Annotated in this window: 26 protein-coding genes; 16 read left to right on the forward strand and 10 right to left on the reverse strand. The window is 72.0% G+C overall.

Translation table 11 applies throughout. The annotated features are described in order from the left end of the window. Positions 1-85: 85 nt before the first annotated feature. Positions 86-259, forward strand: coding sequence for a CsbD family protein (locus CP973_RS19020; protein ID WP_150242271.1), 174 nt, complete (start codon positions 86-88; stop codon positions 257-259). A gap of 119 nt (positions 260-378) precedes the next feature. On the opposite strand, the gene CP973_RS19025 is transcribed toward CP973_RS19020, so the two are convergent. After that, the gene (locus tag CP973_RS19025) at positions 379-765 is read right to left on the reverse strand and encodes a VOC family protein (protein WP_150242273.1); all 387 of its coding nucleotides are present in this window, start codon (positions 763-765) and stop codon (positions 379-381) included. A 245-nt stretch (positions 766-1,010) separates the two neighbouring features. Between CP973_RS19025 and CP973_RS19030 the strand changes: the two genes are divergently transcribed. The 5 genes from CP973_RS19030 (at position 1,011) to CP973_RS19050 (ending at position 6,124) form a co-directional block, all read left to right on the forward strand. After that, a complete protein-coding gene (locus tag CP973_RS19030; protein WP_150242275.1) occupies positions 1,011-2,096 on the forward strand; it encodes a hypothetical protein in 1,086 nt (361 codons plus the stop codon). A gap of 197 nt (positions 2,097-2,293) precedes the next feature. Beyond that, positions 2,294-3,382 carry a hypothetical protein gene (locus tag CP973_RS19035; RefSeq protein ID WP_150242277.1) on the forward strand — a complete coding sequence of 363 codons (1,089 nt, stop codon included), beginning with the start codon at positions 2,294-2,296 and terminating at the stop codon, positions 3,380-3,382. 22 nt (positions 3,383-3,404) lie between these two features. Beyond that, complete coding sequence (locus CP973_RS19040; protein WP_244409602.1) at positions 3,405-4,133, forward strand: hypothetical protein; 729 nt, start codon at positions 3,405-3,407, stop codon at positions 4,131-4,133. 12 nt (positions 4,134-4,145) lie between these two features. Continuing rightward, positions 4,146-4,913: a hypothetical protein gene (locus CP973_RS19045; protein ID WP_150242281.1), complete on the forward strand. Its 768-nt coding sequence runs from the start codon at positions 4,146-4,148 to the stop codon at positions 4,911-4,913. 107 nt (positions 4,914-5,020) lie between these two features. Further along, on the forward strand, positions 5,021-6,124 hold the full coding sequence (locus tag CP973_RS19050; protein ID WP_150242283.1) for a M14 family metallopeptidase: 1,104 nt from the start codon (positions 5,021-5,023) through the stop codon (positions 6,122-6,124). 75 nt (positions 6,125-6,199) lie between these two features. Here CP973_RS19050 and CP973_RS19055 read toward each other — a convergent pair whose 3' ends face one another. Both CP973_RS19055 and CP973_RS19060 read right to left on the reverse strand, forming a co-directional pair. Further along, the gene (locus CP973_RS19055; RefSeq protein WP_150242285.1) at positions 6,200-7,447 is read right to left on the reverse strand and encodes an ATP-grasp domain-containing protein; all 1,248 of its coding nucleotides are present in this window, start codon (positions 7,445-7,447) and stop codon (positions 6,200-6,202) included. A 72-nt stretch (positions 7,448-7,519) separates the two neighbouring features. Continuing rightward, on the reverse strand, positions 7,520-8,869 hold the full coding sequence (locus CP973_RS19060; RefSeq protein ID WP_150242287.1) for an MDR family MFS transporter: 1,350 nt from the start codon (positions 8,867-8,869) through the stop codon (positions 7,520-7,522). Between the two features lie 527 nt (positions 8,870-9,396). On the opposite strand from CP973_RS19060, the gene CP973_RS19065 reads away from it, so the two are divergent. The 7 genes from CP973_RS19065 (at position 9,397) to CP973_RS19095 (ending at position 17,028) form a co-directional block, all read left to right on the forward strand. After that, on the forward strand, positions 9,397-10,704 hold the full coding sequence (locus CP973_RS19065) for a hydroxyacid-oxoacid transhydrogenase (RefSeq protein ID WP_150242289.1): 1,308 nt from the start codon (positions 9,397-9,399) through the stop codon (positions 10,702-10,704). A 59-nt stretch (positions 10,705-10,763) separates the two neighbouring features. Beyond that, a complete protein-coding gene (locus CP973_RS19070) occupies positions 10,764-12,221 on the forward strand; it encodes an aldehyde dehydrogenase family protein (RefSeq protein WP_167538371.1) in 1,458 nt (485 codons plus the stop codon). 195 nt (positions 12,222-12,416) lie between these two features. Further along, positions 12,417-12,839, forward strand: a complete 423-nt coding sequence (locus CP973_RS19075; protein WP_208853213.1) for a helix-turn-helix domain-containing protein — start codon at positions 12,417-12,419, stop codon at positions 12,837-12,839. A 77-nt stretch (positions 12,840-12,916) separates the two neighbouring features. Continuing rightward, positions 12,917-13,891: a GlxA family transcriptional regulator gene (locus tag CP973_RS19080; RefSeq protein WP_150242293.1), complete on the forward strand. Its 975-nt coding sequence runs from the start codon at positions 12,917-12,919 to the stop codon at positions 13,889-13,891. Between the two features lie 31 nt (positions 13,892-13,922). After that, positions 13,923-14,972, forward strand: a complete 1,050-nt coding sequence (locus CP973_RS19085) for an aspartate-semialdehyde dehydrogenase (protein ID WP_150242295.1) — start codon at positions 13,923-13,925, stop codon at positions 14,970-14,972. Next, a complete protein-coding gene (locus CP973_RS19090) occupies positions 14,969-16,159 on the forward strand; it encodes an amino acid kinase family protein (protein ID WP_150242297.1) in 1,191 nt (396 codons plus the stop codon). The genes CP973_RS19085 and CP973_RS19090 overlap by 4 nt, the downstream gene beginning before the upstream one ends. A gap of 194 nt (positions 16,160-16,353) precedes the next feature. Continuing rightward, positions 16,354-17,028 (forward strand): hypothetical protein, encoded by a 675-nt coding sequence (locus tag CP973_RS19095; RefSeq protein ID WP_150242299.1) that lies wholly within the window; start codon positions 16,354-16,356, stop codon positions 17,026-17,028. Positions 17,029-17,193: 165 nt separating this feature from the next. Here CP973_RS19095 and CP973_RS19100 read toward each other — a convergent pair whose 3' ends face one another. Then, the gene (locus CP973_RS19100) at positions 17,194-17,610 is read right to left on the reverse strand and encodes an SRPBCC family protein (RefSeq protein ID WP_150242301.1); all 417 of its coding nucleotides are present in this window, start codon (positions 17,608-17,610) and stop codon (positions 17,194-17,196) included. Positions 17,611-17,883: 273 nt separating this feature from the next. Here CP973_RS19100 and CP973_RS19105 point away from each other — a divergent pair, with 273 nt between their 5' ends. Beyond that, a complete protein-coding gene (locus CP973_RS19105; RefSeq protein WP_150242303.1) occupies positions 17,884-18,417 on the forward strand; it encodes a 2,4'-dihydroxyacetophenone dioxygenase family protein in 534 nt (177 codons plus the stop codon). A gap of 211 nt (positions 18,418-18,628) precedes the next feature. Then, complete coding sequence (locus CP973_RS19110) at positions 18,629-18,988, forward strand: helix-turn-helix transcriptional regulator (protein WP_244409603.1); 360 nt, start codon at positions 18,629-18,631, stop codon at positions 18,986-18,988. Here CP973_RS19110 and CP973_RS19115 read toward each other — a convergent pair. The 3 genes from CP973_RS19115 to CP973_RS19125 all read right to left on the reverse strand — a co-directional run bounded on the left by CP973_RS19115 (position 18,961) and on the right by CP973_RS19125 (position 22,583). Next, entirely contained in the window at positions 18,961-20,316 is a 1,356-nt protein-coding gene (locus CP973_RS19115; RefSeq protein ID WP_150242307.1) for a hypothetical protein, read from the reverse strand. The two genes, CP973_RS19110 and CP973_RS19115, sit on opposite strands and share 28 nt — an antisense overlap. Positions 20,317-20,787: 471 nt before the next feature. Further along, positions 20,788-21,501, reverse strand: a complete 714-nt coding sequence (locus tag CP973_RS19120) for a ribonuclease H family protein (protein ID WP_150242309.1) — start codon at positions 21,499-21,501, stop codon at positions 20,788-20,790. 80 nt (positions 21,502-21,581) lie between these two features. Then, positions 21,582-22,583 carry an esterase/lipase family protein gene (locus tag CP973_RS19125; RefSeq protein ID WP_150242311.1) on the reverse strand — a complete coding sequence of 334 codons (1,002 nt, stop codon included), beginning with the start codon at positions 22,581-22,583 and terminating at the stop codon, positions 21,582-21,584. 370 nt (positions 22,584-22,953) lie between these two features. Between CP973_RS19125 and CP973_RS19130 the strand changes: the two genes are divergently transcribed. Further along, positions 22,954-24,165, forward strand: coding sequence for a PucR-like N-terminal domain-containing protein (locus CP973_RS19130; RefSeq protein WP_150242313.1), 1,212 nt, complete (start codon positions 22,954-22,956; stop codon positions 24,163-24,165). A gap of 55 nt (positions 24,166-24,220) precedes the next feature. Here the strand turns inward: CP973_RS19130 and CP973_RS19135 are convergent, their stop codons facing one another. The 3 genes from CP973_RS19135 to CP973_RS19145 all read right to left on the reverse strand — a co-directional run bounded on the left by CP973_RS19135 (position 24,221) and on the right by CP973_RS19145 (position 26,068). After that, on the reverse strand, positions 24,221-24,553 hold the full coding sequence (locus CP973_RS19135; protein WP_150242315.1) for a DUF3140 domain-containing protein: 333 nt from the start codon (positions 24,551-24,553) through the stop codon (positions 24,221-24,223). 181 nt (positions 24,554-24,734) lie between these two features. Next, the gene (locus CP973_RS19140) at positions 24,735-25,715 is read right to left on the reverse strand and encodes an endonuclease/exonuclease/phosphatase family protein (protein ID WP_167538372.1); all 981 of its coding nucleotides are present in this window, start codon (positions 25,713-25,715) and stop codon (positions 24,735-24,737) included. Continuing rightward, positions 25,712-26,068, reverse strand: a complete 357-nt coding sequence (locus CP973_RS19145) for a hypothetical protein (RefSeq protein ID WP_150242319.1) — start codon at positions 26,066-26,068, stop codon at positions 25,712-25,714. The genes CP973_RS19140 and CP973_RS19145 overlap by 4 nt, the downstream gene beginning before the upstream one ends. Positions 26,069-26,108: the final 40 nt, after the last annotated feature.

The raw sequence follows: 26,108 nt of genomic DNA on the forward strand, positions 1-26,108 counted from the left end.
ATCCGAATCCGCCCGTTTACGGTCCCGGCGCAGGGGCACGCGATGCACTGTCAAGGAAACGGCTCGACCGTAAAGGAGCGCGACCATGACCGCCGACAAGAAGACTTCCAGCAAGGCCGAGCGCGCCAAGGGTGCCATGAAGGAAACCGTCGGCCGCGCGGTCGGCAACGAGCGCATGACGGCGGAAGGCCGCGCGGAACGCGCCAAGGGCGATATACGCGAGGCCGGTGAAAAGGCGAAGGACGCGTTCAAGCGGTGACACTTCCGTCCTGACGCGTCCGCGCGTTCACTCGGAATTCCGGGCGGTGGCCCGGCGGGAATTCCCGCCGGGCCACCGCCCGTATCGCGCGTTGCCGGGCGCCGGTGGGCAGAGCCGCCTCACGCTTCCTTGTCCTGCGGATACCACCGCAGCTCGACCGTGTTGCCGTCCGGGTCCTTCACGTACACGGACTGCGCGTCGCCCCGGGCGCCGAACCGCCGCCCCGGGCCGTCGACCACCGTGAGGACACCGGAGTCGATCACCTCCTGCCAGTCCAGCGGTTCCACGACCAGACAGATGTGATCGACATTGGACCCGCCCCGGTCGCCTTCGAGAAGGTCGATGATCGTGGTCGGGCTCACCCGTACCGACGGGAACGGCACCTTCCCGGCGCGCCACTCCTCGACGCGTACCGGTTCCAGCCCCAGCGGGCCGCAGTAGAAGCGGAGGGCGCGCTCGGCGTCCGCGACGTTGAGGACCAGGTGGTCGAAGGCGATGACGCGCATGCGGGGATTCTCCCTGTGGTCGTGACGGCCGCCGTCCGGCGGTTCTTGACGGACAGTAGCGGCCGGTGCGGCGGACCCGCGATCGGTCGTTGGGCCTGCTCCCGAAGTCCCGGGGGAGCGGCGGCCGCCGGGCGGCCGCGGGGCCCGGACCGCGCGGGACGCGGGTGCAGGGACCAATGTCCTATAGCGGAGCGACTGGGCGGTCGGCCAAAGTAATGACCACGTCGAGGAAATATGCAGAGGCCATGACGGGAGTGATCGTGTCCGCACAGATAACCATTGATCCCGGCCGGTTCAGTCAGTTCGGCGAAGCCACCGGAAGCAGCTTCTGCCTGATCACGAATTCCGAGTTGGTCGACCGGTTCGAAGTCGTCCGGACGGCTCCCTACCGGGAATTCCTCACCATCACCCTGGACCGGGGCGACGACTTCGCGGAAATCCTCGACAAGAAGATACCGGAACCCGCGCACGTGCTGGTGGTATCGCCCTACAGATTCTTCGAATCGCCGGACCCCGAACTGGTGGGACAGCGGAAGATCATGGGCATGGCGTGCAATTCGACGCCCACCGGCCTTGACGAGATCCGGCACTTCCTCGGTGTGATGGAGCGGACCTCGGCGGCCGACCAGGCGGCGTTCTGCGACACGTTCTTCGAACTGGCCGAGGACTCCGAGCACCTGGTCTACGCGGACCCCGCGCACGGCACCCGCGCCACCCTCGACCATCTGCGCGACGGCCTGGTGTGGAACCAGCAGGCCGGCCCGCTGGACTGGGGCGACCAGCAGATCGTCCCGTCCGGCGAGGTCAGCGTGCTGCCGGTGGAGATCAGGGAGTTCGACGAGGCCCTGAAACTGCCGCTGGAGGGCGAGATCACGCTGCGCGGGTACCCGATCCTGCACAGCGGCACACCTTCCTTCTCCCGGGCGGACCAGGCCCGCATCCACTCCCGGCTCTGGGCGATGCGGGACAACGCGATCAAGGCCACCGTCAAGGACGGCAGGATCACCGGCCTGGAGGCGCTGGACGCCGGAGCGGCGCCGGCGGTGGCGATGCTGGAGCAGATGTTCGCGGTGGACTCCCGCTACCGGATCGTGTGGGAGATCGGCCACGCCCTCAACGTCTCGCACGACATCCTGCCCGGGAACCACGCCATGAACGAGGTGTACGGCGGCACCGAGGGCTGCCTGCACTACGGGCTCGGCCTCACTCCGTACACCCAGTACCACCTGGACATCATCGTGCCCGGCACCCGCGTGCTGACCAGTGATGGAGTCGCGGTGCTCGGCCGCCTGGACCGCCCCACCGTCGAGCGGGTCGTCTCCGTCGCCTAGAGGAGCACGACCGCACGACCCGGCGGGGTGAACAAAAAGAAATAAAAAACACAGGAGGTGACTGGCCATGAAGAAGATCAAGGTGCAGAAGAACCGCAACTACCTGGGCACGCTCCTGGGCTGAGTACCGACCCACGGCGGGGCAGCGATCATGCCCCGCCGTGGGGTTCTCACTGTCTCTCCCAGGGAGTGCGCCCGTGCCACCGCTGGACATCACGACAAGCGACTTCGGTCAATTCGGCGCGCCGGCCGAGACGTTCTGCCTGCTCACGAGTGAACAGTACGCCGAGCCGCCTGCCCTGCTGCCCGGCGGCGGATGCTCCCGCGTACTGCGCCTGACGCTCCCGCCCGGCGCGCGCCTGGGCGAGGTGATCGCGCGAAGCGTCCCCGCGGACGCGCACGTGTTGGCGGTCTGCCCCGGGCGGTTCCTCGACTCGCCGGCCGAGCGGGAACTGGGCGGGCGCAAGCTGGCCGTGCTGCCGGCCGGATCCACGCCGCTGACCGCCGAACACCTCCGCTACTTCCTGAGCACCGCCGCCCGCGTCGACGCGGCCCGGCACGCGCGGGTGGCCGAGGAGTTCTTCGACCGGGTGGGGGAGAGCCGCCGCCTCACCATCGTCGACGACGCCTCCGGCACCGAGGCCGAGTTCGACCACCACCTCGGCGACTGCGTCTGGAACCAGCAGGCGGGTGTCATGGAAGCGGGTGACCAGCAGATCTTCCCGCCGGGGAAGCTCAGCGTCACCGCCGCGGAGATCACCACCTTCGCGCCGGACGCCAGGCTGCTCGGCCTCAACGGGGACCTGACCCTGCGCGGATGGCCCATCGTCCACCGCCACGAGGACCCGGCCGACGGCCCCGAGCAGCAGCGGCTGTTCGAAGCCCTCTCGCCACTCGTCGCCAACGCCGTGACGCTGCACGTCACCGCCGGCCGCATCGAGGGTGTCACTCCCCAGACGGCGGCGGCCGCACCGGCCGCCGCGGAGCTGGACAAGCTCCTCACCGACGACCCGCGCTACCGCGTCATCTGGGAACTCGGCTTCGGGATCAACACCACCACGGAGGTCATACCGGCGAACTGCGGCCCCAACGAGGTGTACGGCGCGACCGGTGGCGTCGTCAACCTCGGGCTGGGCGTCACTCCGGCGACGCGCTTCGCCCTGGCCTTCCTCTGCCCCCGCAGCTCGCTGCTGACATCGGACGGAACCGCCGTGCTCGGCGCCCGCAAGGCGGTACGCCGCGGCCGGATGCAGCGCGTCTCCAGCGCCGGCTGCGGCTGCCACTGACCCCCAAGGAGGAATGCACGCCATGACGAGCAACCCCGAACTGCGCAAGAAGGTCGACGCGGTCCTCGACACCTTCATCAAGGACTTCTACGAGACGGTCCCGTACGCCCAGCACCAGAAGGACTCCGCCGAGCTGAACCTCGACTACTACAAGCGCCACAACATCGAGACGATCCTGCGGCTGCGCCGCAAGCGGACCGTGGACGCGCTGGCCATCAAGTACTTCACCAAGGTGGACCCGGTGCAGGCCAAGGCGTGGGCGCACTACACCGACGACGAGATGCTGCACGACCGGCTGTTCGCGGCCGACCTCGCCAAGGTCGGGGTCACCAAGGACCAGATCTACTCCACCGAGCCGATGCTCTCCACCAAGCTGCTCACCGGATACCTCCAGTACGGCATGGAGTTCGAGGACAGCCCGCTGGCGCTGATCACCAGCGTCTATTTCGTGGAGTACGTCACCACCCGCACCCAGCCCGAATGGCTGGACAACCTGGGCAACGTCCTCGGCGAGGAGAACGTCAAGGGCGCCCGCGCCCACGTCAACACCGACCTCGACGACGACCACGACGACTTCGTGTGGCGGGTGCTGTCCACGCTCATCATGTCGGAGGCCGACGAGCAGCGGGTGATGGAACACCTCAACCACATCTACTGGCTGTGGAAGCTGTACTTCGTGGAGCTGCACCAGCTCACCGTGGTCGGCAAGAGCGACGCCCAGATCCCGCTGCCCACCGCGGCCGACGTCTGAGCGGGGGCGGCGGTGGCTGACGACGGCCGTGCCACACGGCGGGACGGGCGGCGGGGCGTCGAGATCCTGACCCTGCCGCCCGGCCGGGACCTGCCGACCGAGACCGAGAAGCGGATCGTGGACGGCCTGGTCCTCGCGATGCCCGGGCTGCGCACCCGCCAGCTCTTCACGCTCCGACGCGACATGCTGACCACAGCCGACTACGTCGTCGTCGGGGTGGACCGCGAGCGCGACCGGGTCGTCGCGCTGCTCACCTCGCGGTGGGCGGAGCTGCCCTCGGGGCGCGGCTGTCTGCACATCATGATCCAGTTCGTGGGGGACGCGTACCGCAACGGGGTGGTCTTCAAGGAGAGCTGGGCGGCGCACTTCGCCCGTCTGCTCGCCGACGGACGCCCGTTCCCCGAGGTGATCGCGCTCAAGACGTACAACCCCGTGGTGCACCGCGCGATGTCGGCGTTCAGCGGCCACCCGGACATCGCCCTGTACCCGGACCTCACCGGCAAGGACGACAGCCGGGCGGCCCTGGCGGCAGAGGTCGCCGCGGCACTCGCGCCCGGAGCGCCCTTCGACCCGGCCCGCGGGGTCATCCCCGGCATCGGCCGCCCGCTCGACCTGTACCGGGAGCGGCCGCTGAGCCATGTGCCCGACACCAACCGGTACTTCGCCGAGCACACCGAGCCGGGCGACCGGGTGCTGTGCCTGCTGCACGTGCCCACCCAGGCGGGGGCGCACTCGATCCTCACCGCCCTCGGGGTGCCGCTGCCCTCGGCGCGGTGCTGAGCCCCGCCCGGCCGACCGGGCCCGGCGCCCCCTGCGGGCTCCGGGCCCGTCGGCGTCCCCGCGACCAGGACCCTCATCCCTCCGGAACCCCAGGAACGCGAGGCAGCATGTCAGACGAGACCTCCCTCGACTTCGCGCCCGACTACTCCCGGGCCCGCGCGCGATTCCTGGAGGCGGCACAGGAGACGGGCGCCCGCCTGCGGAGCTTCGTCCTGCCCGGCCACCGCGGGCCCGACGGCGGCGAACTCGCCGTCGACACCGCCTACCTGGGGCCGCCCGACCCGGTGAAGCTGCTGGTGACGGTCTCCGGAACACACGGCATCGAGGGCTTTTGCGGTGCGGCCTGCCAGACCCGGATCCTGCTGCGGGAAGGTGTCGCGGAGGCCGCCGTGGGGCCCGCGACCGGCGTGCTGCTGGTGCACGGCCTCAACCCGTACGGCTTCGCCTATCTGCGCCGCGTCAACGAGGACAACATCGACCTCAACCGCAACTTCGTCGACCACCACGCCCCGCCGCACAACGACTCCTACGACGCGGTGCACGGCACGCTGGTGCCGGCGGAGGGCAGTGAGTTCGACCCCGGCGAACTGGTCGCGAACCTCACCGCGCTGCGCGACCGGCTCGGTCCACAGAGGCTCCAGGAGGCCGTGACCCGGGGTCAGTACCGTCACCCCGACGGTCTGTTCCACGGCGGGCGGGCACCGGCCTGGTCCCGGCGGGTGTTCGAGACGGTGGTGGCCGAGCAGATGGCGGGCGCGGCCCACGTCGGCTACATCGACCTGCACACCGGGCTCGGCGAACGCGGCGCCGGCGAACCCATCTTCCGCGGCGGCCGCGACCCGGACGCCCGCCGGCGGGCCCGCCGCTGGTACGGCGAGGCGCTCACCGCCTCGGAAGAAGGCACGTCCTCCTCCACCCCGATCGTCGGCAACACGGCGACCGCCGTGGCGGACGGCCTCGGCGCCGGCAGCCGCCTGACCGCGATCACCCTGGAGTTCGGCACCCAGCCGGGGCCCCAGGTGCTGCTGGCACTGTGCGCCGACACCTGGCTGCACCGGCACCACGCACCGGCCGACGCCGTACGGTCGGACCTCAAACAACTGATCCGCGACGCCTTCTGCCCCGACGACGCCGACTGGCGCGGGCAGGTGCTCCGGCGGGCGCGGGAGGTTTTCGCACAGGCCATCGCGGGACTCGCCGACGCCAAGTGACCGCCGGCCGGACGGCCCGGTCATGCCGGAGGGGGCTGCCCGCCGGCGCGACCGGGCCGTCCGCCCGTGCCGCCGTCAGACCAGGCCGGGCGGGTCGATCACCACCTTGGCCTCGATCTCCCGGACCCGCTTGGTGTCCTGGTCGAGAACCTCCTGGTCGGGGGTGGAGAGCAGCACCCAGCCGAGGGTGGTGAAGAGGTCCTCGGTCCTGGGCACCCGGGAGCCGTTGGGGTAGCGGCAGGCCAGCTTCTGGAACGAGGCCAGCTCACGCGCCGCGTCGAGCACCTCCGCGTTGCTCATGGTGCCGCTGTTCGCGGCGGAGAGCCACACCACCCGGGTGGGCCGCACGATCTCGTATCCGGGGGTGAAGGCGGAGTCCAGATGGTGCCGTACGGCGCGGTCGATCTGGCAGTCTCCGGTCGCGAGCCGCGCGGCCTGCTGCGCACAGCCCCCGTCGAGGCGCGCCGCGATCTCGATCAGCCGGGGGCCGTCGTCCGTCAGCATGATCTCGGTGTGGGTGCATCCCGTACGGATGCCGACCGCGTCGGCGACCTGGCGCGTGTAGGACTCCAGGACGCCGACCAGCGGGTCGTCGGGCTGCAGGTAGTCCTCCGCGTCGTAGACCCCGATGCGGTTCCCCCGGGCCGACTTGCTGTAGCGGACCACGGCCACCAGCCCCATCCGCCCGTCGACGGAGTAGGTGTCCACGACGAACTCGGTGCCCGAGGCGAACTCCTGGATGAGGATGCTGTCGTTCGTCAGGTCGAACATGTTGACGGAGCCCAGCAGCCGCCGGAAGGAGGGCCGCCAGTCCTCGCCGGCCTCCACCTTGTGCACGCCGTCGGTGCCGCCGCTGCACCGCGGCTTGAGCACCAGTGCCCGTCCCTCCAGGCCGTTCTCCCGCAACCAGCTCGCCGCTTCCTCCTCGCTCGCGGTGGCGAACGTGCGAAGGTGCGGAACGCCCGCGCTCGCCACGGCCTGGGCCATGGGCCACTTGTCGCGGCGCGCCGCGGAGAGTCCGGGGACATTTCCTGCCCCCGGGGTCAGCTCTTCGACCAGCGCGTCCACGAGCCTGACCGCGGACTCGTTGCCGGGAATGACGGCGACCGGATCATAGCCGCGCACGATGCCGACGAGCTTCGCGAAGTCCCCGTCGTGGAAGTGTGTCGCGTGGAAAGCCTCCGGTTTCCAGCCGTGCAGATACGATTTCAGCGGTGCCGGTGTGCTGAGCACCGCGACCGGTTCGACCCCGCGGGCCCGGAAGGCGTTGGCGTATTCGGCGGCCTCGGAATAGGGGTCGATCAGGACTACATGGCGTGGCATCTGTGTGCTTCCCCTTCTGCGATGGTTCCCGCTGCTTGTGCGGTCTTCCGACGGGCGAATGCGATGCCCGCCCTAAGTTCCCGTACGGATCTCCGCGTCGGCCGTCCCGGAACCGCCGGCCCCGCCCGTCTTCTCCTCGCTTCCGCCGCTCTCCTCGCCCTTGTCCCCGTCCGCCGCGCCGGCCGTCGGACGCACCCCGCCCCAGGCGGCTGCCACGGCGATCAGCCCCACGATTCCGCAGCCGATCCACAGCCCTTCCCGGAAGCGGTTCCAGATCATCACTCCGATGAACGGGCCGATCGCGCTGCCGAGTCCGTACAGGGCGTTCGAGGCCCCCAGATAACGTCCCCGCAGTCCGGGCGGGCCCGCCTGCGCGGGGTAGGCGAAGAACAGGGACGGATAGCCGATGATCTCGCCGAGCGACCAGACGAGGGTGGCGATCACCAGTGCGGCCAGGCCCCAGGGCAGGGCGTACATGCTCATGCCGATGCCGGTCAGCAGCACACCGATGATCACCGCGGTACGGATCCGCCAGCGCTGCACCACCTTGGCGACGAGGAGTTCGCAGGCGATGACGAGGAAGCCGTTCAGCGCGATCAGCACCGCGTAGACCTCGACGCCCATGCCGAGGTGGCGCACGGTCAGCGGCAGGGCCGAGATGTGCTGGATGTAGATCACCGAGCTGACGAACATCGCCAGCAGGAACAGCAGATAGCGGCGGTCGGCCAGCACCGCCAGGTACGAGGCCCGGGGGGCTTTCCCGCCGTCGCCCGGGCCGTCGGCCGCCGGCCCGGGCGTGTCCGGCGCGACATGCGGCAGGGTGGTCGCGACCACCGTGGAGAAGATCACCACGGCCAGCGCCTCGCCCCAGAACAGGAAGTCCCAGGAGACCTTGACGAGCGCGGCACCCAGCAGGGGCGCGGCCGTCGTGCCGAGGTTGATCGCCAGACGGCCCATGGCGAAGATCATGACGTGTCGCTCGGTCGGGGTGAGGTGGCTGATCACGCTGGTGGAGGCGGGCTGGTAGGCCATGCTGGCCGCACCGCTGACGCCGATGACCGCGAGGATGGCCCAGTAGTTGTCCAGGTAGAGGACGCAGGGGAGCAGCACGGCGGACCCCAGCAGGGTGGACACGATCGTCAGCCGCGGCCCGAGCCGGTCGGACATCCCGCCGCCGATCAGCGTCCCGAGCACGGCGCCCCCGCCGTACACGCCGAGCGCGGCACCCGCCTGGGTGTCGGAGAAGCCGCGATGGGTCAGATACAGCACCATGAAGACCTGCACGAAGCCGCCCAGCCGGTTGATCATGGTGCCGGCCAGCAGGGACTTCACCGCTGTGGGGGACTCGCGCCAGACCTGCCGCACGCCCGCGTGCTGCTTCCCGGCCCCGTCCGACGCTTTCGTCGCGTTGTTCTGTGCCATGCGACTCACTGTGCGGACGGATCCGGGACGGCAACAGTGGCAGCACTGACGAGGAACCTCGAATTCCTGCCACCGCCCGCACGGTGCGCCCGTCCGGCAGCGGGCGGTCGCTAGGGTGCCGTCGTCATGCGGGCGGATGGCCGGGATGCGCCCCCGCCGAAAGCTCCCGAACGAAGAATTCCGGTAGGGCGACCGCGGCCCCAATGGTGTTCCCGCGTCCCGTGAATGCGGGCGCGGAGTGGACCGATGCGCGGCTTCCGCGGCCCCGGGCGCACTGCCGGCCGTCCCTGTCGATCATTGTTCCGCAACTTTTCCGAAAGCGCTTACCAGGGCGATCCGGCCATAGGACCAGGGTCCTATGGCGTGACTGAAATCGGCTGTCTACCATGGCCGTCATCCGGTCGAATTCAGTGTGATCGAAACCAGTTTGGCCGAGTCGTCTGAGTCATTCGGTTTTGCGTCGCTGTTCTCCATGTTGTCCATGGACCAGAATTCCAAGTTCAGGGAATGAAGACGGGGGTCGGACTGTGGCATCGTTCGGATGGGCCGAGAATGCGCCGGAGCAGGAACGCATTATCAGCTGGCAGGCTCCTCCGCTGAAATTCGGTGTCGGCGCCACCCGGGAGATCGGCCACGCGTTGCGCGCGTCCGGTATCACCTCGGTTCTGCTGGTGACCGATCCCGTCCTGGCCGGGCTCGGACTGCCCGCCCGCGTCGCCAAGCAGATCGAGCAGGAGGGGATCCAGGTCGCGCTGTTCGACCGGGCCCGGGTGGAACCCACCGACGAGAGCTGCGCCGAGGCGGCCCGGGAACTGGCGGACCTCCAGGTGGACGGTTACGTCGGCCTCGGCGGCGGCAGCTCGATCGACACCGCCAAGATGCTGAACCTGCTGCTGAGTCACCCCGGCCGCCCGGTACGCGACTACCTGAACGCCCCGATCGGCGCCGGGTCCCCGATCCCCGGCCCGCTCAAGCCGCTGGTCGCGGTGCCCACCACGGCCGGCAGCGGCAGCGAGTGCACCGCCATGGTCGCCCTCGGCGTCACGGGCCTGAACGTGAAGACCGGCATCAGCGACCCGCGGCTGCTGCCCTCCCTGGCACTGGTCGACCCCGCGAACACGCTGACCCTGCCCCCGGCGGTCACCGCGGCGTCCGGGTACGACGTCCTGACGCACGCCTGCGAGTCGTACACCGCGCGCGCCTACGACCGGCGCCCTCCGTACGCCACCCCGGCGGACCGCCCGCTGTACATCGGCGCCAACCCGATCAGCGACATATGGGCGGAGCAGGCGCTGGAACTGGTGGGCCGCTACCTCAGGCGGGCCGTGCTCAACCCCGACGACCTGGAAGCCCGTACGGGAATGAGCCGGGCCGCGAGCTTCGCGGGCATGGGATTCGGCAACGCCGGGACCCACATTCCGCATGCCTGCGCCTACCCGGTCGCCGGGCTGGTCCGCGACTACCGGCCGGACGGATACGAAGTCGGCCACGCCATGGTCCCGCACGGCGCCGCGGTCGTCTCCACCGCGGCGGCGGCCTTCGAGTTCACGTATCCGACCTCCCCCGAACGCCACCTGCGCGCCGCGGAGCTGCTCGGCGCGAATCTCGCCGGAGTCACCGCGGCCAACGGCGCGGACGTGCTTCCGGCGACGCTGCTGAGCATCGTGACGGACACCGGAGGGCCCGCCGGCCTGCGGGACTTCGGCTACGGCGCCAAGGACGTACGTGAACTCGTCGAGGGCGCGCTCAAGCAGCAGCGGCTGCTGGTGTGCTGCCCGCGCGACGTCACCGCGCGCGATCTCGAAAGGGTCATCGTCGGGTCGATGGCCCGCTGACGGCCGAGCAGCACCCCACCACCCCCCGCCTCCCCCGCGTCAAGGAGCTGGATAGAGCCGTGAGTCACGCATGTCTACCGGAGCACGCGGCTGTCATCGCGGGGAAGAGGGTCCCCACCGGGCGGTGGATCGACGTCCTCGACCCGTCGGACGCCCGCCCCTTCGCCCGGGTCGCCCGGTGCGGCCCGGACGAGGTCCGAGCGGCCGTGGAAGCGGCCCGGCAGGCGTACGAGACAGTCTGGCGGTTCGTGACACCGGTGGAGCGCTCCCGTGCCTGCCGGCGGATCGCCGAGGCCCTGCGCGGTGAGCGCGAGGAACTGGCCAGGCTGGAGACCCTGGACACCGGCAAGCCGATCGGCCAGTCGCGGACGGATGCCGACGTCGCCGCCCGGTACTTCGACTTCTACGCCAACGCCGTGGAATCGCTCGGTGGTGAAACGATTCAGCAGCGGCCCGACCGCCTGGCCTTCACCCTGCGCGAACCGTACGGCGTGTGCGGGCACATCATCCCGTGGAACTACCCGCTGCAGATCGCCGCCAGGACCCTGGCCCCGGCCCTCGCCGCGGGGAACTGCTGTGTCCTCAAGCCCGCCGAGGACGCGCCGCTGACCTCGCTCCGCCTGGCCGGCCTCGTGGAAGAGGCGGGACTCCCGGCGGGAGTCCTGAACGTCGTGCCGGGCTACGGGGAGGAAGCGGGAGCCGCGCTCGCCGCGCACCCCGGTGTGGACCGGATCGCGTTCACCGGCTCGCGGGAGGTCGGCGAGGCCGTGATGGCCGCCGCCGCGCGCAACATCGTGCCGGTCACATTGGAACTGGGCGGGAAGTCCCCGCAGTTGGTGCTCCCCGACTACGACGCCGAGCGGGCGGTGCCGCAGATCGTGGAGGCGATCACGGAGCACGCCGGACAGAACTGCAGCGCCGGGAGCCGCCTGCTCGTCCACCGGTCCGTGCACGACGAACTGGTGGCCGCCCTCGCCGGGAGGTTCCGCGCGCTGCGCATCGGCCCGGGCATCGGCGATCCCGACATGGGGCCGCTCATCTCCGCGAAACAGCGTGCAAGAGTGCTCGCCCACCTGGCCGAGGCGCGCCGGGAGACCGAGGTCGTCGTCGGCGGCGGAGTGCCCGAGGGGGAGGCGTACGCGGACGGCTTCTACGTGGAGCCCACCCTCCTCGACCGGGTGACGCCCCGGCACCGCGTCTTCAACGAGGAGATCTTCGGCCCGGTCCTGTGCGTGTCGGTCTTCGACACGCTGGACGAGGCGGTCGCCCTGGCGGAGCACACCACGTACGGGCTGGCCGCCGGCGTCTGGACGTCCGACGTGACCACGGCCCACTGGCTCGCCGGGCGGTTGCGGGCGGGCCAGGTGTTCGTGAACGACTACAGCGCGGCCGGGGGAGTCGAGTTGCCGTTCGGCGGCTACCGGCGCTCCGGAATCGGCGTGGAGAAGGGGCTGGAGGCGCTGCGCGCATACACGCGGTGCAAGACGGTGGCGATCCACGCGCGGATGCCTGCTTGACCCGCCCGCACTGTTGCCCCCCGAGCTCCGCGGAAATCCGAGCGGCCCGGGGAAGTCCGAGCCTCAAGGGAATCGCGAATCGACCCATCCATGTCGGCGGAGGGAATTCGTAGCATGTCAGGTGTTGCGCGAGGGACCGTTGCGGAGTCGAGTTACCAGCAGTGCTGCGAATTCTGCGGAGCGCCGTCCAGGCCCGTGGCGGCCCTGGTCAGGACGGTCGCCAACGCGTACAAGGCGCTCGGCGAGGCGCAGGACGCGCTCGAAGCCCAGGGGAAGCTGATAAAGGACCTGCGGGCGGCCGCGAGACCGTCCCCCTCCGAAAAGGTCCTCGCGGCCCGGGCGGCGCTCGACCTCCTGACGGCCCGTGAGCGCCAGATCCTGGTGCTCATATCCCAGGGTCATTCCAATCGCAGTGTTGCCAGGGAGCTCGGAATTTCCGAGAAGACGGTGAAGAACCACTTGTCCGCGCTCTTCACCAAGGCGGGGGTGTCCGACCGTACGCAAGCGGTGGTCCTGGGGATCCGCAGCGGGATCGTCTCCCTCGACGAACCCTGCGGGGATGTGCCGCCGGCCGCGGGTCCGCGTGCGGGTCTGCCCGCCGATTCAGGTTCACGCTGAAAGTATGAGTGTCGATCCGGTCATGGAACAGTGTGAAGGCTGTCAGAAGCCCACGCTTTACTGCCACATTGGGTCCCATGCTGGAGAATGTAGCCGCGGTCCTGCTCGAAAACGTTCACCCATTCGAGCTGGGCGTCATATGCGAAGTATTCGGGCTCGACCGCAGGGAGGAGGGCCTGCCCGCGTACGACTTCGCGCTCGTCGCAGCGGAGTCCTCGTCGGTACGGGCGGTGCCCGGGTTCACCATCAGCACGCCCTACGGCCTCGACCGGCTGGCGGACGCCGACCTCATCGCCATCCCGGTCGGGGACGACTTCCACACCAGGGACTTCCCGCCCGCCCTGCTGGAAGCCCTGCGCCAGGCGGTGGCCCGGGGAGCCCGGGTGGTCAGCGTCTGCGTCGGCGCCTTCGTCCTGGGCGCCGCCGGGCTGCTCGACGGACGGCGCTGCACCACGCACTGGCGGTACGCCGAAGCGCTCGCCGAGCGCTTCCCCAAGGCCGAGGTCGAACCGGGAGTGCTCTACGTGGACGAGGACCCGATCCTCACCTCGGCCGGTACGTCGGCGGGCATCGACGCCTGCCTCCACCTGGTGCGCAAGCTCCAGGGCAGCGACGTCGCCAACGCCATCGCCCGGCGCATGGTGGTGCCCCCGCACCGGGAAGGCGGCCAGGCCCAGTACATCGAGCGGCCGGTCGCCCACTGCGGGGAGGACGGCGTACGCGAGGTGCTGGTCTGGGCCGAGATGCACCTGGACCAGGAGATCAGCGTGGAGCAGCTGTCGGCACGGGCCTGCATGTCGCCGCGCACCTTCGCCCGCCGCTTCCGGACGGAGACCGGGACCACCCCCTACCGCTGGCTGCTGGCGCAGCGGGTGCTGAGCGCCCAGCGGCTGCTGGAGAACACCGACGAGACGATGGAGGCGATCGCGGCCCGTACGGGATTCGCCAACGCGGCGGCCCTGCGGTACCAGTTCGTGCGGTCCCTCAACACCACCCCCCACGCGTACCGGCGTGCGTTCCGGGGGCGGTTGTCCGGCACCACCAGGCAATGAGCCCCGCACGGGGGCCGACAGGAGGACGTGCATGCTGCGCATCGCGGTAGTGGGGGCCACCGGAGCGGTGGGCCGGGAGTGCCTGACCCTGCTCGACGGCGGGATCGTGCCGGTGGAACAGGTGGTGCCCGTCGGTTCCGGGCGCAGCCTCGGCCGGGACGTGGGCGGCGAACTGGGGCTGTCGCTGCCCATGGCGGAGCTGGTGACGCTCGACGGGCTGGACCCCCGGGGCCTGGACGTCGCCGTCTTCTCCGCGGGAGCGGAGATCAGCGCCCGCGAGGCGGAGCGGCTGGCCTCGGCCGGGGTGCTGGTCGTCGACAACAGCTCCGCCTTCCGGATGCGCGCCGACGTTCCCCTCGTCGTACCGCAGGTCAACCCCGGCGCGCTCGACGACCGGCCGGCGTCGAACCTCGTGTCCAACCCCAACTGCTCGACCATCCAGCTGGTGCGCGCCCTGAAGCCGCTGCACGAACTGGCGGGCCTGGAAGGCGTCGTGGTGGCCACCTACCAGGCGGCGTCCGGCGGTGGCGTGCGCGGTCTGCGCGAACTGGCCGAGGAGTCCAGGGCCGTCCTGGACGACCCCCGCGCGCAGGGCGCCCCCGGCGGGCGCTTCGGACAGCCGCTGGCCTTCAACCTCGTCCCGGAGATAGGGCTGCCGGACGCCACCGGGCTCACGCACGAGGAGCGCAAGCTCGTCCGCGAGCCGCGCAAGATCCTCGGCCTGCCGGACCTGCGGGTGAGCGCCACCGCGGTCCGGGTCCCGGTCTTCGACTGCCACTCCGAGGCCGTGCACGTCAGGCTGCGGGAGCCGGTCACGGCCGGGTCCGTCGAGGCCGCCCTGGCCGCGACACCCGGGATACGCGCCTACGGCCGGTCGCAGAGCCCCTCGTACCCCATGCCCCGCACCGTCTTCGCCCGGCCGGAGGACCGTGCCCTGGTCCACGTCGGGCGGATACGCGTCGAGCCGGAGGACGACCGGGCGGTGGCGCTCTGGGTGGTCGCCGACAACCTGTGGGTGGGGGCGGCGCTCAACGCGCTGCAGATCGTGGAACTCGCCCTGAAGAACGGGTGGCTCGGATGACGGCCCGCCGCGTGCCCGTCGGGCCTCCGCTGGTGCTGAAGTTCGGTGGCTCGGCCTTCGCCGACCTCGACGGCTACCACCGGGTGGCCCGGTACGCGGCGCGCCGCGCCGCCGAGGACGGACGCCCGCTGGTCGTGGTGGCGAGCGCGATGTCCGGGACGACGGGCAGGCTCCAGCAGACCTTGGACGCCCTGGCCGAGGACCCGCCGGCGGACGCCGCGGCCATGCTGCTGACCACCGGTGAGACGGTGAGCGTCGCCCTGCTGGCCGCCGCGCTCGACGCCGAGGGCGTGCCGGCCCGCCCCCTCCAGGCGGCGGACACCGGACTCCTCGCCGAGGGGCCGGCCGACCGGGCGGCGCTCGTCTCGGCCGGCCCCGGGGCGCTGGCCGGGGCCCTGGCCTGCTGCCCGGTCGCGGTCGTCCCCGGTGGCCAGGCCGTCGACGCGGAGGGACGCACCGTCATGCTGGGCCGTAACAGCTCGGACCTCTCGGCGGTGGCGACGGCCGCCGCGCTGGGTGCCGAGACCTGTGAACTCTTCTCCGACGTGCCCGGAGTGTGCACCGCCGACCCCTACCTGGTCCCGGAGGCCCGCACCCTCTCCCGCATCAGCTACGAGGGAGCGCGCCGGATGTCCCGGCACGGGGCCAAGGTCGTCCACGAGGGCGCCGTGGACTGGGCGGAGCGCGGTGGAGTGCGGCTGCTGTGCCGTCCCTTTCCCTGGTGCGAGGCCCCGGACGGCGGGACCGCCGTGGGTACGGGACCGGAGGCGGCCGCGGTCGTCGTGCACCGCCACAGCGACGTGTGGTGCTTCGGGTCCGGGCGAGAACGCGGGGCGGTGGGGAGACTGCTGGGGGCCGAGGGCCTGGCCGTCGCGGAGTTCGACACCGCGGGCGGGGCATGTCTGACGGTGCCGGCCGGAGTGCGGGGCGTGGCCCGGCACTTGCGCGACGCGCGCCGTCTCGACGGCCTGTGCCTGGTCACCACGCTGTGGCCGGACGGCAGGGCGGAGCACACGGCGGTGCCGCGCCCGGAGGCCGCGGCCGAAGCCCGCAGGCGCCACGCGCTGCTGTACCCGGACCCCGGGGGCACCGCCGGTCGGGCCGTCCGGCCACCGGCCAAGGCCCGCTCCCCGCACAGCGACGTCCTGGTCGGTCCGGCCCGGTCGGAGAGCCGGCGTCCGTCGTGAACGCCGCCGACGCGCGGCAGGCCGGGTGCCGGGGGGAATGCCTGTAACGAACACCTACAACTTGACCAACATTTGGTGTCATGGGAACACCTTTTGCATCAGCCTCTCACGCAACAGGCGGTTACCACAGGCCGGTTGAGGATTCAACGGCGTGGCCGCATCCACGAGGCAAGGCGAGAGGCAGGAATCGGAACATGGCGAAGAACCGCACCGTGCGGCACGGAGGACGCGCGCTGGTGCTCGCGGCGACGGCCGCGGGCCTGGCCGCGGCGATGACCGGGCCGGCCGCGGCGGCCGACGGCCCGGACCGCAAGCAGCTGATAGCCGACTGCGCGTCCGGCGAGGGCAAGTGCAGCTTCAACGAGCCGGTGCTCGGCAAGGCGTACCTGGGCGACTTCCGGCAGGTGTCCAACTCGCTGTACAACTGCACCTCGTCGCCCGCCACCCAGTCGATGGGCTGGTCGGACACGGTGGGGTCCACCGACACGGCGGGCGTCTCCGTCACCGCCGGCGGAAAGCTCGCGGGCATCATCGACCTGAGCGTCACGGCGCAGTACAGCCACACCTGGTCCAGCTCGCACACCGAGAACAGCTCGCTGGACATGACCGTCCAGCCCGGCGAGGTGGGCTGGATCTCCCGCGCCCAGGTGATGCAGACCGTCTCGGGCACCTGGCAGACGCACTACGACAGCCCCAAGTGGGGGCACTACTACTGGTTCGTCCCGGACACCGTCACCGGTCCGGCGGCCAACGGTACGGACGGCGTCAGCAACGCGGTGGTCGTCAAGACGCGGAAGATGACGGCGGCCGAGAAGGCGTCGTGCTCGGCCGACGCGCACCGGGGGAAGACCTTCCAGCGCAAGCGCTGACCCTCCGCCGGAAGGGTCCGCCTTCCGGTACCGCGAGCGCTGCCTCCCCGGCCCGGGCGTGACCTGCCGGCGCAAGGGCCGGGGAACGGCCGCGCTGGGCGGGCCGCCCGCGGCACCGCGGCCACGGCCGGGCGCGGTGCCGTACGCGTGGCCCGGCCGCCCCGGTCAGCCGCTGCCCCCGACGTCGACCCGCAGCCGTACCTGCTCCGCCAGGCGCTCCAGGCTGCGGTCCAACTCGGCGTTGACCTCCTTCTCGCCGGGGTCGTGCCGCTCCTCGAAGAAGGACAGGTGCACCGTCACCTCGCTGGCGCCGCTGCCGATCCCGGACACCTGGAGCCAGCCGGCGTAGCTGCCGGTCTCGCGGGTGCCCCACTCCAGCCGCATCTGCTCGCGCTCGGCGCGGAACAGCGCGGGCGCGTCCTCGCCCGTACGGTCCTCGTGCACGGTCACCGCCGGCAGCTCCTCCGCGCGGACGTGCAGAGCCTGCGGCAGCCAGCTGTCGAGCTGCCCCACGTTGCTCGCCTGGTCGAATACGTGCTCGGGCAGCGCGGGCATCGTGCGGGAACGCTCGTATTCGCTCATGCCTGACCCATCCTCGTCATAAGCCGTACCGATGAAGCCGTATCGAACAATCCGTACCGCCCCCCTCCGTATCCGTCTGCCCGCGGACGGCGCCGCAAGGCCCACAACCACCCGTTCGCTGTCACCGGGTCCGCCCTTCAGCCGCACCGGGCCGGCGGGACGGCCGGATCGGGCAACGGCGGTGTCCGTCGCGGGCAAGACGGGACGGCCGGGGCCGCGGTTGACTTCCGGCCACCCGTCCGACGGAACCGGACGACCGCAACGGAGTACGCCATGCCCCGGCAGGCAGCCGACGGGTTCTGGAAGAACCTGAAGCCGATCGAGAACTCCTTCAAGCCGGACGCCCTGCCCGAGGTCCGCATCCCGGGCGCGGCCACCGGCGACGACCGCTACTACGCGCCGTTCACCGGGACCGTGGGCTCGCGCCCGCTGCGGATCAACGTCAAGGACAACTCCTGGTCCGACATCCTGCGCGCGAAGGAAGCCGGCCTGGTCAACCGGCACTACCACCCGCACGAGGTGTTCGCGTACACCCTCTCCGGCATGTGGGGGTACCTGGAACGGCCCTGGACGGCGCGCGCCGGGGACTTCGTGTACGAGGCGCCGGGGGAGGGCCACACCCTGGTCGCGTACGAGAGCGACGAGCCGATGAAGACCCTGTTCATCGTCAAGGGCCCGCTGATCTGGCTCGACGAGCACGGCGAGCCCACCGGCTGCTTCGACGTGCACGACTACATCGCGATGTGCCGCGCCCACTACGAGCGGGTCGGCCTCGGGGCCGGCCACGTCGACGGACTGTTCCGCTGAGCCCGCGCGCCGGACGTCCCGCCGCCTTCTCCCGGATCTCGACCCGGTCGGTTGCCCCCGCGGGCCGTGTGGACCTGTGGGAGGACTACAACCGGCGGGCCCTGGTCGGCCTGACGTGCTCCCCGTACTCCGAGGACGGCCTGCCGGCCACGCAGGCCAACACCGGCCTCGGCAGCCCGCGGCTGGCCGACCCCGGCTGTGCCCCACGCACGTGGCGGACGCGCTCGGTGTCTCCACGCGCCAGCTCGGCCGCGACTTCCGGAAGGCCGGTCCGAGCCCGTCCCGGTACATCCTGGAACGCCGCCTGGAGCGGGCCCGGCAGGACCTGGCCGACCCCGCGTCCGCCCGGCTGACCGTCGCGGACATCGCCCACCGCTGGGGCTTCGCCGGCCGGCCGCACTTCACCCGGGTCTTCCGCGACCGGTTCGGCCGCACCCCGGGAGAGGTCCGCCCGGCCGTCAAGGGGCCCGGCCGGGCGGACATCGCGGTCGTGCGCCGGCCCTCGGAAGACGGCCGGTGCCGGCCCTCCGAAGAGGACCGGTGTCAGTCCTCCGAGAGGGACACGTTGTAGACGACGCGTCCGTTCAGCTCGGGGTGCGGACGTACGTACTTGCGGTACGGGGACTCGTTGGAGACCCAGAGCCGCTCGGTGGCGGGCCAGTAGGAGAGGTTCTCGGCGGCCGCCGGAGTGCGGCTCCATACGCGGACCGGGCCGTTGGCGCTGCCCCGGTAGAGGCAGTACGGCTCACCGAACCGCCGGCGCGCGTCCGGGCACATCGCGGTGAAGTAGAACCGGTCCTCCAGCTGCACGACACCCTGCGGACCCGCCAGCGGCACCTGGTACCCGGCAGTGGCCTGCACCAGGCCGCGGCTGTCGGAGCGCAGCAGGTGGCTGGTCGGGCTGAGCGGCCACCGCACCACACGGGAGGTGGGCCTGCTGGTCTCGACGGTCACCAGCGACGGCGAGAACGACGAGCCGTGGTCGATGGAGGCGCCGCTGAAGCAGGGCGTCTCGTGCGGGCTGCTGCCGCACCCGCGGCGGCCGATGAAGGAGTACTCGCCGACCTGCGGCAGCGCGGCCGCCTGCCAGTTGGCGCTCACCGCGCCGCGGTGCACGCCCACGCGCCCCGAGGTCGCGGTGGTGGCCCACAGGTGGCGCACGTCGAAGACGCGCAGCCGCTCGTTGCTGTAGAGGAACAGGTAGGGGCCGTACCAGGAGAGGGTGTCGCCGTGTCCCTTCAGCGCGGCGAAACCGTTGCGCTGCGGGGCGACGAGCAGGGCGCTGCGGTAGCGCGCCCGGCCCTGGTCGGTGACGTCCGTGAACGACACCTTCATGAAGTGGTCGATCTGCTTGGCGCCGCGCCAGGGGCGGTTGTGCCGGTTGCGCGGGGCGCTCGGGTGGCTGTAGCTGGACGCCCAGCTCGCGGCGACGATGCTGCGTCCCTGCCAGCGTCCGGAGCGCGGCTCGGCCTCCCCCGAACCGGTCAGGCCCTGCGGCACGTACGCCCATCCCAGGTCGTCCGACGACCCGCGCTGCCAGCAGAAGCCGTCCGCGCCGGCCAGCGGCACCCTGGTGGGGCAGCGTGAGAGGTGGGGCGCCGGGTACGCGCGGGTGTTCAGCCAGGACGTGAGGGACACCGGCCGCAGTGCGCGGAAGCGCCGTTCGAGCGCGAGGACGCGGCCGCGGTCCGAGCCGTCGTAACGGAGGCGGAAGCCCTGGTGGCCGATGGGGGAGATGACCCCTTTCGACCGGCCGCCGGGCATCGCGCTCTGCGGGAGCTGTTCGTCCCGGAAAGCCCGCTGCTCACCTTCGTGGGCATAACGGGCGGAGTCCGCGGCGACCGACGGCGGTTCCTGCGGTGTCGCCGTCGGGGCGCCGACCGTGAGAACGGCGGCCAAGGATCCCACCGCGGCCACAAGTGCCGTACACCGAGAAAACTTCAATTCTACCAGCCACTCTTTCCGCAATTCCGTCCTCCGGAATGCCGGCACACCGCCGCGCGCCGGGGCGCGGTGGCGGTCCAAGTGCAGGGCGGAAGGCAGGAGTTGCAGAGTCGCGGGGCTCCCCGGATGGCAGCTCCCTGATCACAGGAAGAAAGGATTCCATCACCGGGCCTCCTTGGAGGAGTACGCCGGCGTCAACAGGCTGGTACTTCACTCGGACGAGTTATCCGGGGCGCAGTCGACATCCATGCCGAGAGTGGGTCGTACGACAAGTAGGACAAGCTTTTCATGTGGCTGTGCGACCGCGAAGGCGACGGATATCCGGCCCCGCCGCCTTTCGCGAGGAGAAACCGGCGGGAAACGCCGACGGCGGCGCACCTCCGGAATTCCCGGGGCGCGCCGCCGTCCGTGCCGCCGTCCGCGCTGCTATCCGGCCGCTCCGGCACCCGCCGCGCACGCCGGGTGGCCCCAGCCCTCGGAGTTCTTCGAGATCGGCTCGCCCTTGCCGTACGCCTGCCCGCAGCGGCACTGTCCGGGGAACCGCGCCTTGATGGTCCCCCGCGACGGCCGCGGGCCCTTGCCCTGGCGCGCCGCCGGGACCCGCCCGGCACGCGACGGCCGCGCCGCCCCGCCGGAGGAGGCGGCGGGCGGCTCCGGTTCCGGCAGCGCGGAGCCGAGGGCGCTGCCGATGGCCTGCTGGGTGCGGGCGGTCTCGCTGGCCGCTCCGTCCGCCGCCGCGTTCAGCGGGTCGCCGTCGACCTGGTGCGCCGGTACGTACACGAAGTCCACCGACCGCCCGGCGAGCAGCTCGTCGATCGCGACGATCAGGTCCCGGTTGGCCACCGGCTTGCCCGCGGCGGTCTTCCACCCCTTCTTCCGCCACCCCGGCAGCCAGGTGGTGACCGCCTTCATCGCGTACTGCGAGTCCATCCGCACCTGGAGCGGCACCGCGGGGTCGGTGGCCGCCAACAGCTCCCGCAGCGCGGTCAGTTCCGCCACATTGTTGGTCGCGGTGCCCAGCGGCCCGGCCTCCCAGCGCTCCACGGCGCCCGTGGCCCCCGCGATGACCCATGCCCAGGCCGCGGGCCCGGGGTTTCCTTTCGACGCCCCGTCGCAGGCGGCGGTGATCAGTTCTGCCATCCTTCGATACTGCCAGTACTCCGGACCTTCCCCGACCAGGGCCCCGGCGGTCGCACGCGGCCCGCCGGGGCCCCGCCGCGTCAGCAGGTGGGGCGCTGGGCGTGGGCCGGGTCGAGCGCGTTCAGGGCGAGGCGGGTCGCCGTCCGGTTGTAGGTGATGTTGAGGTGGGTGATGGGGCTGATCAGGCAGTGGCTCTGGACCGTCTCGTTGGTGACGTTGCGGGCCGGCGCCAGGAACGCCGAGGAGTAGGGGGTCACGACCTCGTCGTACCAGGTGGTGATGACGGTGTAGTCGACGGCCGGGTCGGTCTCGCCGCCGGCGTTCAGCTCCTTGAGGAAGCGCGAGCCGACGACCTGCTGCTCGCAGGCGGGGCAGGCCGCGCCGACCACGACGTCGACGCCGGGTATCAGCCGGGCCAGCAGGCCGAGGCCGAGGAGCGAGGTGCCATGGTTGGGCGGGACGAAGGCGACGAGCCTGCCGGTCTTCGCGGCTCCGCCCAGGTTCTTGATGTAGTACCGCGGCATCATGCCGCCCTGCGAGTAGCCGACGAGGTCGACCTTGTCCGCGCCGGTCGCCGCCCGCACCCGGTCGACGAACGCGGCGAGCTGCCCGGCCGACTTCGCGATGTCGCCGGTGGCGAGAACGGGACCCTGGGCACCTCCGTAGTTGAGGGCGAAGACGCAGTAGCCGGCGTCCTTGAGCGTGGGGGAGAGGGCGGCCCAGTTGGCGTACCGGTTCTCGAAGGTGCCGTGCACGAGGACGACCGGGCGGGGGTGCGCCCGGCCCGGCTTGCACGACCAGTCGTTCGCGCCGATGGGCAGGGCGGTCGGCTTGGCGACCGAGTAGAGGAAGGCGGACAGGAAGTCGCCCTGCCGCGGCCCGACGGGGTCGGCGGCGGTGGGGGAAGCGGTCGCGTGCGGTGCGGAGGCCGCCGTCGCGGCGGTGGCCCGTGCGGTCGCGGCCTGGGCGCCCGGTGCCGTGACCGTGCCGGTCAGCACCAGACCGGCCGTCACCACCAGGCCGGTCAGCGCGGCCAGTGGCCGTCGGCGGCGTCTCGTGCGCATGGTCCCGTTGCTGCGCATCACGTGTACTCCTCTTGCCGTGGATCGGTACGGACACAAGAAGGGCGGACGCGGCACGCCGGACCGGCACCCCGTGTACCGGGGCCGGGAAGAAGCTACCGGCGCGTAACGTCGGGACCACGCTCGCGCCGCAAGGGCCGTTACGCCAGGGAAAAGGGCCCGGTGGCGAGAAATGTGTCACATGGATGACATCTTCGGGGGCCGCCGGGTCAGCCACCGGAGCCGGTGGAGGGACTACGGGAGGCGGTGGGCGGCGGGCCGTCGCCGCCCCCGGGCGCGTACGAGGCTGGACCGCCGGGGCCGGAACGGGGCACGATCCCGGCCCGGGGACTCGAACGCCCTGCCGCCCATGGTCCGGAGGAGGCCCGCGATGCAGAACCCGCCCGGCGAGACGTTCGCGCGCGGGCCCTGGCACGAACTGCCGTCGTCGTTCGGCTCGTTGCTGCGCCCCAGGATCGACACCATCGCCACCGACATGGTCGAGGCCATCCGCGAGGAGGTGCCCGCCTACCGGCGCCCGCTCGACTCCGCCCTGGGGCGCGACCTGGTCGACTCGGTGTGCCGTGCGATGCGCCAGTTCGCGGAGCTGGCGGAGGCCCCCGAGAGCGCGCAGGACCACCACGTACGGCACTTCCGCCACCTGGGGCGCGTGGAATTCCTCAACGGGCGCACCACGGACGGCCTCCAGGCCGCCTTCCGCGTCGGCGCGCGGGTCGGCAGCCGCCGCTACGCGGAGATCGCCCGGACGGCTTCGCTGCCCACCGAGATCGTCCTGCCGCTGCACGAAGCGGTGCTGACGCACATCAACGCCCTGTCCAACGAGGCGGTCAGGGGGTTCGTCGCCGCGCAGGCCCGCGCGGAGGGCGAGGTGCAGCGCAGTCGGCGCGCCCTGGCGCAGGCGCTGCTGGAACAGCCGCGCGGCACGCCCCGCGAGCCGCTCGAAGCGCTCGCCGCGCGGGCCCGCTGGCCGCTGCCCCGCAAGGTCGCCTGCCTCGTCGTACGGGACGCCGCGGGCAGCCGGTTCACCGTGCCGGGGCTGGGCGGGGAGGTCCTGGCGCTGTCGCGCGGAGCGGACCTCGTGGTGGTTCTCCCGGAGCCGGGGGACGGCGGCCCGGCCGGTATCGAGGACGTACGGGGCGCGGTCCGCGGCCGGACCGCGGCACTCGGCCCGGCCGTCGCGCCGCGCGACGCCTGGGTGTCGCTGGTGTGCGTGCGGCTGGCGCTGAACCACCACCGGGACACGGGCGCGCCGGACGGCGGCCTCCTGGTCGTCGCCGACCGGCTGGCCGACGTGCACCTGCTGGGCGGCGCGCACATCGGGCGCCTGCTGGCGGACCGTGCGCTGGGCGCGCTCGACGGGCTGCCCGCGGGCCGGGCGGCGCGGCTGGCGGAGACGCTCGACGCCCTGCTCATGTCATGGGGCCGCAGTGCCCCCGAGGTCGCCCAGGCCCTGGGCATCCACCCGCAGACGGCCCGCAAGCGCCTGCGTCAGCTGGACACCCTCTTCGACGGCCGCCTCGCCGACCCGGACTTCCGCTTCGCGGCGCTGCTGGCGTTGCGGACGCGGGCGCTGGGGAGGTGAGCAAGCGGTCGGGCGGTCACTTCGGTCCGTGGTGGCCGTTCCCGATCCCGAGGGCTCACTGCGGCTTCAGGGGATCGTGTCCGATGTCCATCAGGCCGTGGCGCCAGTCCGTACCGCCGGCCGTCACGTCCGTACCCGCCGGGCGCTGGGTGCCGACGATCTCTACGACGCGGCGCATGGCCGCCGCGTCGTCGTCGGTGAGGTCGGTGCGGCGCTTGCCGAGGATCTCCAGGACCTGCCGCCCCAGGGGCCGCCCGGCCCGGTCGGGGACCTCCTCGCTGTTCTCGCCCGCGGCCTCGACGCTCAGCCACTCCTGCAGCTCACGTGAGGTCATGTTGACGGCCCGGTGGAACTCGTCCCACAGTTCGTCGCCGACCTGCGCTGTCATGGACGCCTCCTGGAGATCGTTCTGAAGGGAGATCGTTCTGCCCGTACGCAGACTGGGTGTCCAGCGGTCCGCCCGGACAAACCCGGCGATCGGCCGTTCCGGTACGTCGGCCGCGCGTCCGGGCGGCGCGGTCCGCCGCACCCGCCACCGGCGGCCTCACGTGCCGCCCGCCCCACCCGCCTCACGTACCACCCGCCCCACCGGCCCCGCGCAGCCCCGTCAGCACCGGCCGGTGGTCGCTGCCGAGGTGGTCCGGCAGCACGGTGGACGCGGTGGCCGTCAGGCCGCGCAGCAGGACGTGGTCGATGCGGACCAGCGGGAACGCCGCGGGCCAGGTGAAGCCCGGACCGCGCCCGGCCTCCCGCTGCGCGGCGGCCAGCTGCCGGGCCAGCGGCGCCAGCCCCCGGTCGCGCAGGCTGCCGTTGAGATCGCCGAGCAGCACCACACGGTCCGCCGGGTCCTCCCGCACCCGGCCGGCCAGCTCGGCCGCGCTCCGGTCCCGCGCCTCTACGGTGAATCCCGCGTCGGCCCGCACCCGTACGGACGGCAGGCGCACGGCGTAGACGGCGGTGTCGCCGCCCGGGGTGCCGACCAGCGCCCGTACGACGTGCGGCCAGGCGCCGCCCAGATTGAGGGCCGCCGTTTCGCGTACCGGGTAACGGGACCACAGGCCGAGGGTGTTGGCCGTCACGTGGTACGGATAGACCGCGCCCAGCGCCCGTTCGTACGCGGGCACGGCCGACGCGGGCACCTTCTCCAGCGCCACCACGTCGGCCCCCGTGCCGATCACCTGCCGGGCGACCTCGGCGGGTGCCGTGCGGTCGCCGCCGACGTTGAACGTCAGGACGTGGAAGTCGGCCCGCCCGCCGTCCCCGCCCGAGAGGTAGCCGGGCAGGAACACACAGGCCCACACCACCCCGGGCACCAGCGCGGCGGCCGCCCCCGCCACCGAGCGGCGCAGTGCCGCCCACCCCAGCAGGACCGGCACGACCGCACCGAACCAGGGCAGCGCGGTCTCGGCCAGACTCCCGAGGTGCCCCGGTGTGTTGGGCAGCAGCCCGGGGAAGGCCAGCAGCCCGGCGAGGAGCAGGGCGGGGACGGCGATGCGCAGCCCCGGGCGTCGCGCGGCACGGGCGGCGGCGCCCCGGGTGGACGTGCTCACCGGGCCCCGCCCCTCTGCGTACGGCGGGACAGGCAGTGCCATCCCACGACGGCGAACGCCACCGCCGTACAGCCCGCGCCGAGCAGTCCCGCGCAGATCAGCGGGGTGACGGCCGGCGGGGACAGCGCGACGGCGGTGACCACCAGCGCCGGCAGCACGGCCACGGCGAGCAGGGCGCGGAGGGCCCCGGCCGGGCCCGCGCCGGACGCCGGCGGGCCCGGGACGACCGGTCTCGGTACGGTCGGACCCGGCACCGTCGGATCCGGCACGGTCGGACCCGCCACGGTCCGATGCGGCTTCACGGACATCTGCTGCACGGGTCCCTGCTGCACGGGTATCTGGTGCGGCTTCACGGTGGTCCTCCTCGGGAGTACCGATGGGCGCGGTTCGGTG

Source organism: Streptomyces albofaciens JCM 4342 (assembly GCF_008634025.1).
GTDB lineage: Bacteria > Actinomycetota > Actinomycetes > Streptomycetales > Streptomycetaceae > Streptomyces > Streptomyces albofaciens.

Coding starts and splice junctions, on each gene's coding strand:
- CP973_RS19085 (WP_150242295.1), top strand. CDS start 13,923: ATGCTGCGCATCGCGGTAGTGGGGGCCACCGGAGCGGTGGGCCGGGAG.
- CP973_RS19130 (WP_150242313.1), top strand. CDS start 22,954: ATGCAGAACCCGCCCGGCGAGACGTTCGCGCGCGGGCCCTGGCACGAA.
- CP973_RS19020 (WP_150242271.1), top strand. CDS start 86: ATGACCGCCGACAAGAAGACTTCCAGCAAGGCCGAGCGCGCCAAGGGT.
- CP973_RS19040 (WP_244409602.1), top strand. CDS start 3,405: ATGACGAGCAACCCCGAACTGCGCAAGAAGGTCGACGCGGTCCTCGAC.
- CP973_RS19055 (WP_150242285.1), bottom strand. CDS start 7,447: ATGCCACGCCATGTAGTCCTGATCGACCCCTATTCCGAGGCCGCCGAA.
- CP973_RS19030 (WP_150242275.1), top strand. CDS start 1,011: ATGACGGGAGTGATCGTGTCCGCACAGATAACCATTGATCCCGGCCGG.
- CP973_RS19090 (WP_150242297.1), top strand. CDS start 14,969: ATGACGGCCCGCCGCGTGCCCGTCGGGCCTCCGCTGGTGCTGAAGTTC.
- CP973_RS19095 (WP_150242299.1), top strand. CDS start 16,354: ATGGCGAAGAACCGCACCGTGCGGCACGGAGGACGCGCGCTGGTGCTC.
- CP973_RS19135 (WP_150242315.1), bottom strand. CDS start 24,553: ATGACAGCGCAGGTCGGCGACGAACTGTGGGACGAGTTCCACCGGGCC.
- CP973_RS19080 (WP_150242293.1), top strand. CDS start 12,917: ATGCTGGAGAATGTAGCCGCGGTCCTGCTCGAAAACGTTCACCCATTC.
- CP973_RS19060 (WP_150242287.1), bottom strand. CDS start 8,869: ATGGCACAGAACAACGCGACGAAAGCGTCGGACGGGGCCGGGAAGCAG.
- CP973_RS19120 (WP_150242309.1), bottom strand. CDS start 21,501: ATGGCAGAACTGATCACCGCCGCCTGCGACGGGGCGTCGAAAGGAAAC.
- CP973_RS19125 (WP_150242311.1), bottom strand. CDS start 22,583: ATGCGCAGCAACGGGACCATGCGCACGAGACGCCGCCGACGGCCACTG.
- CP973_RS19025 (WP_150242273.1), bottom strand. CDS start 765: ATGCGCGTCATCGCCTTCGACCACCTGGTCCTCAACGTCGCGGACGCC.
- CP973_RS19105 (WP_150242303.1), top strand. CDS start 17,884: ATGCCCCGGCAGGCAGCCGACGGGTTCTGGAAGAACCTGAAGCCGATC.
- CP973_RS19100 (WP_150242301.1), bottom strand. CDS start 17,610: ATGAGCGAATACGAGCGTTCCCGCACGATGCCCGCGCTGCCCGAGCAC.
- CP973_RS19050 (WP_150242283.1), top strand. CDS start 5,021: ATGTCAGACGAGACCTCCCTCGACTTCGCGCCCGACTACTCCCGGGCC.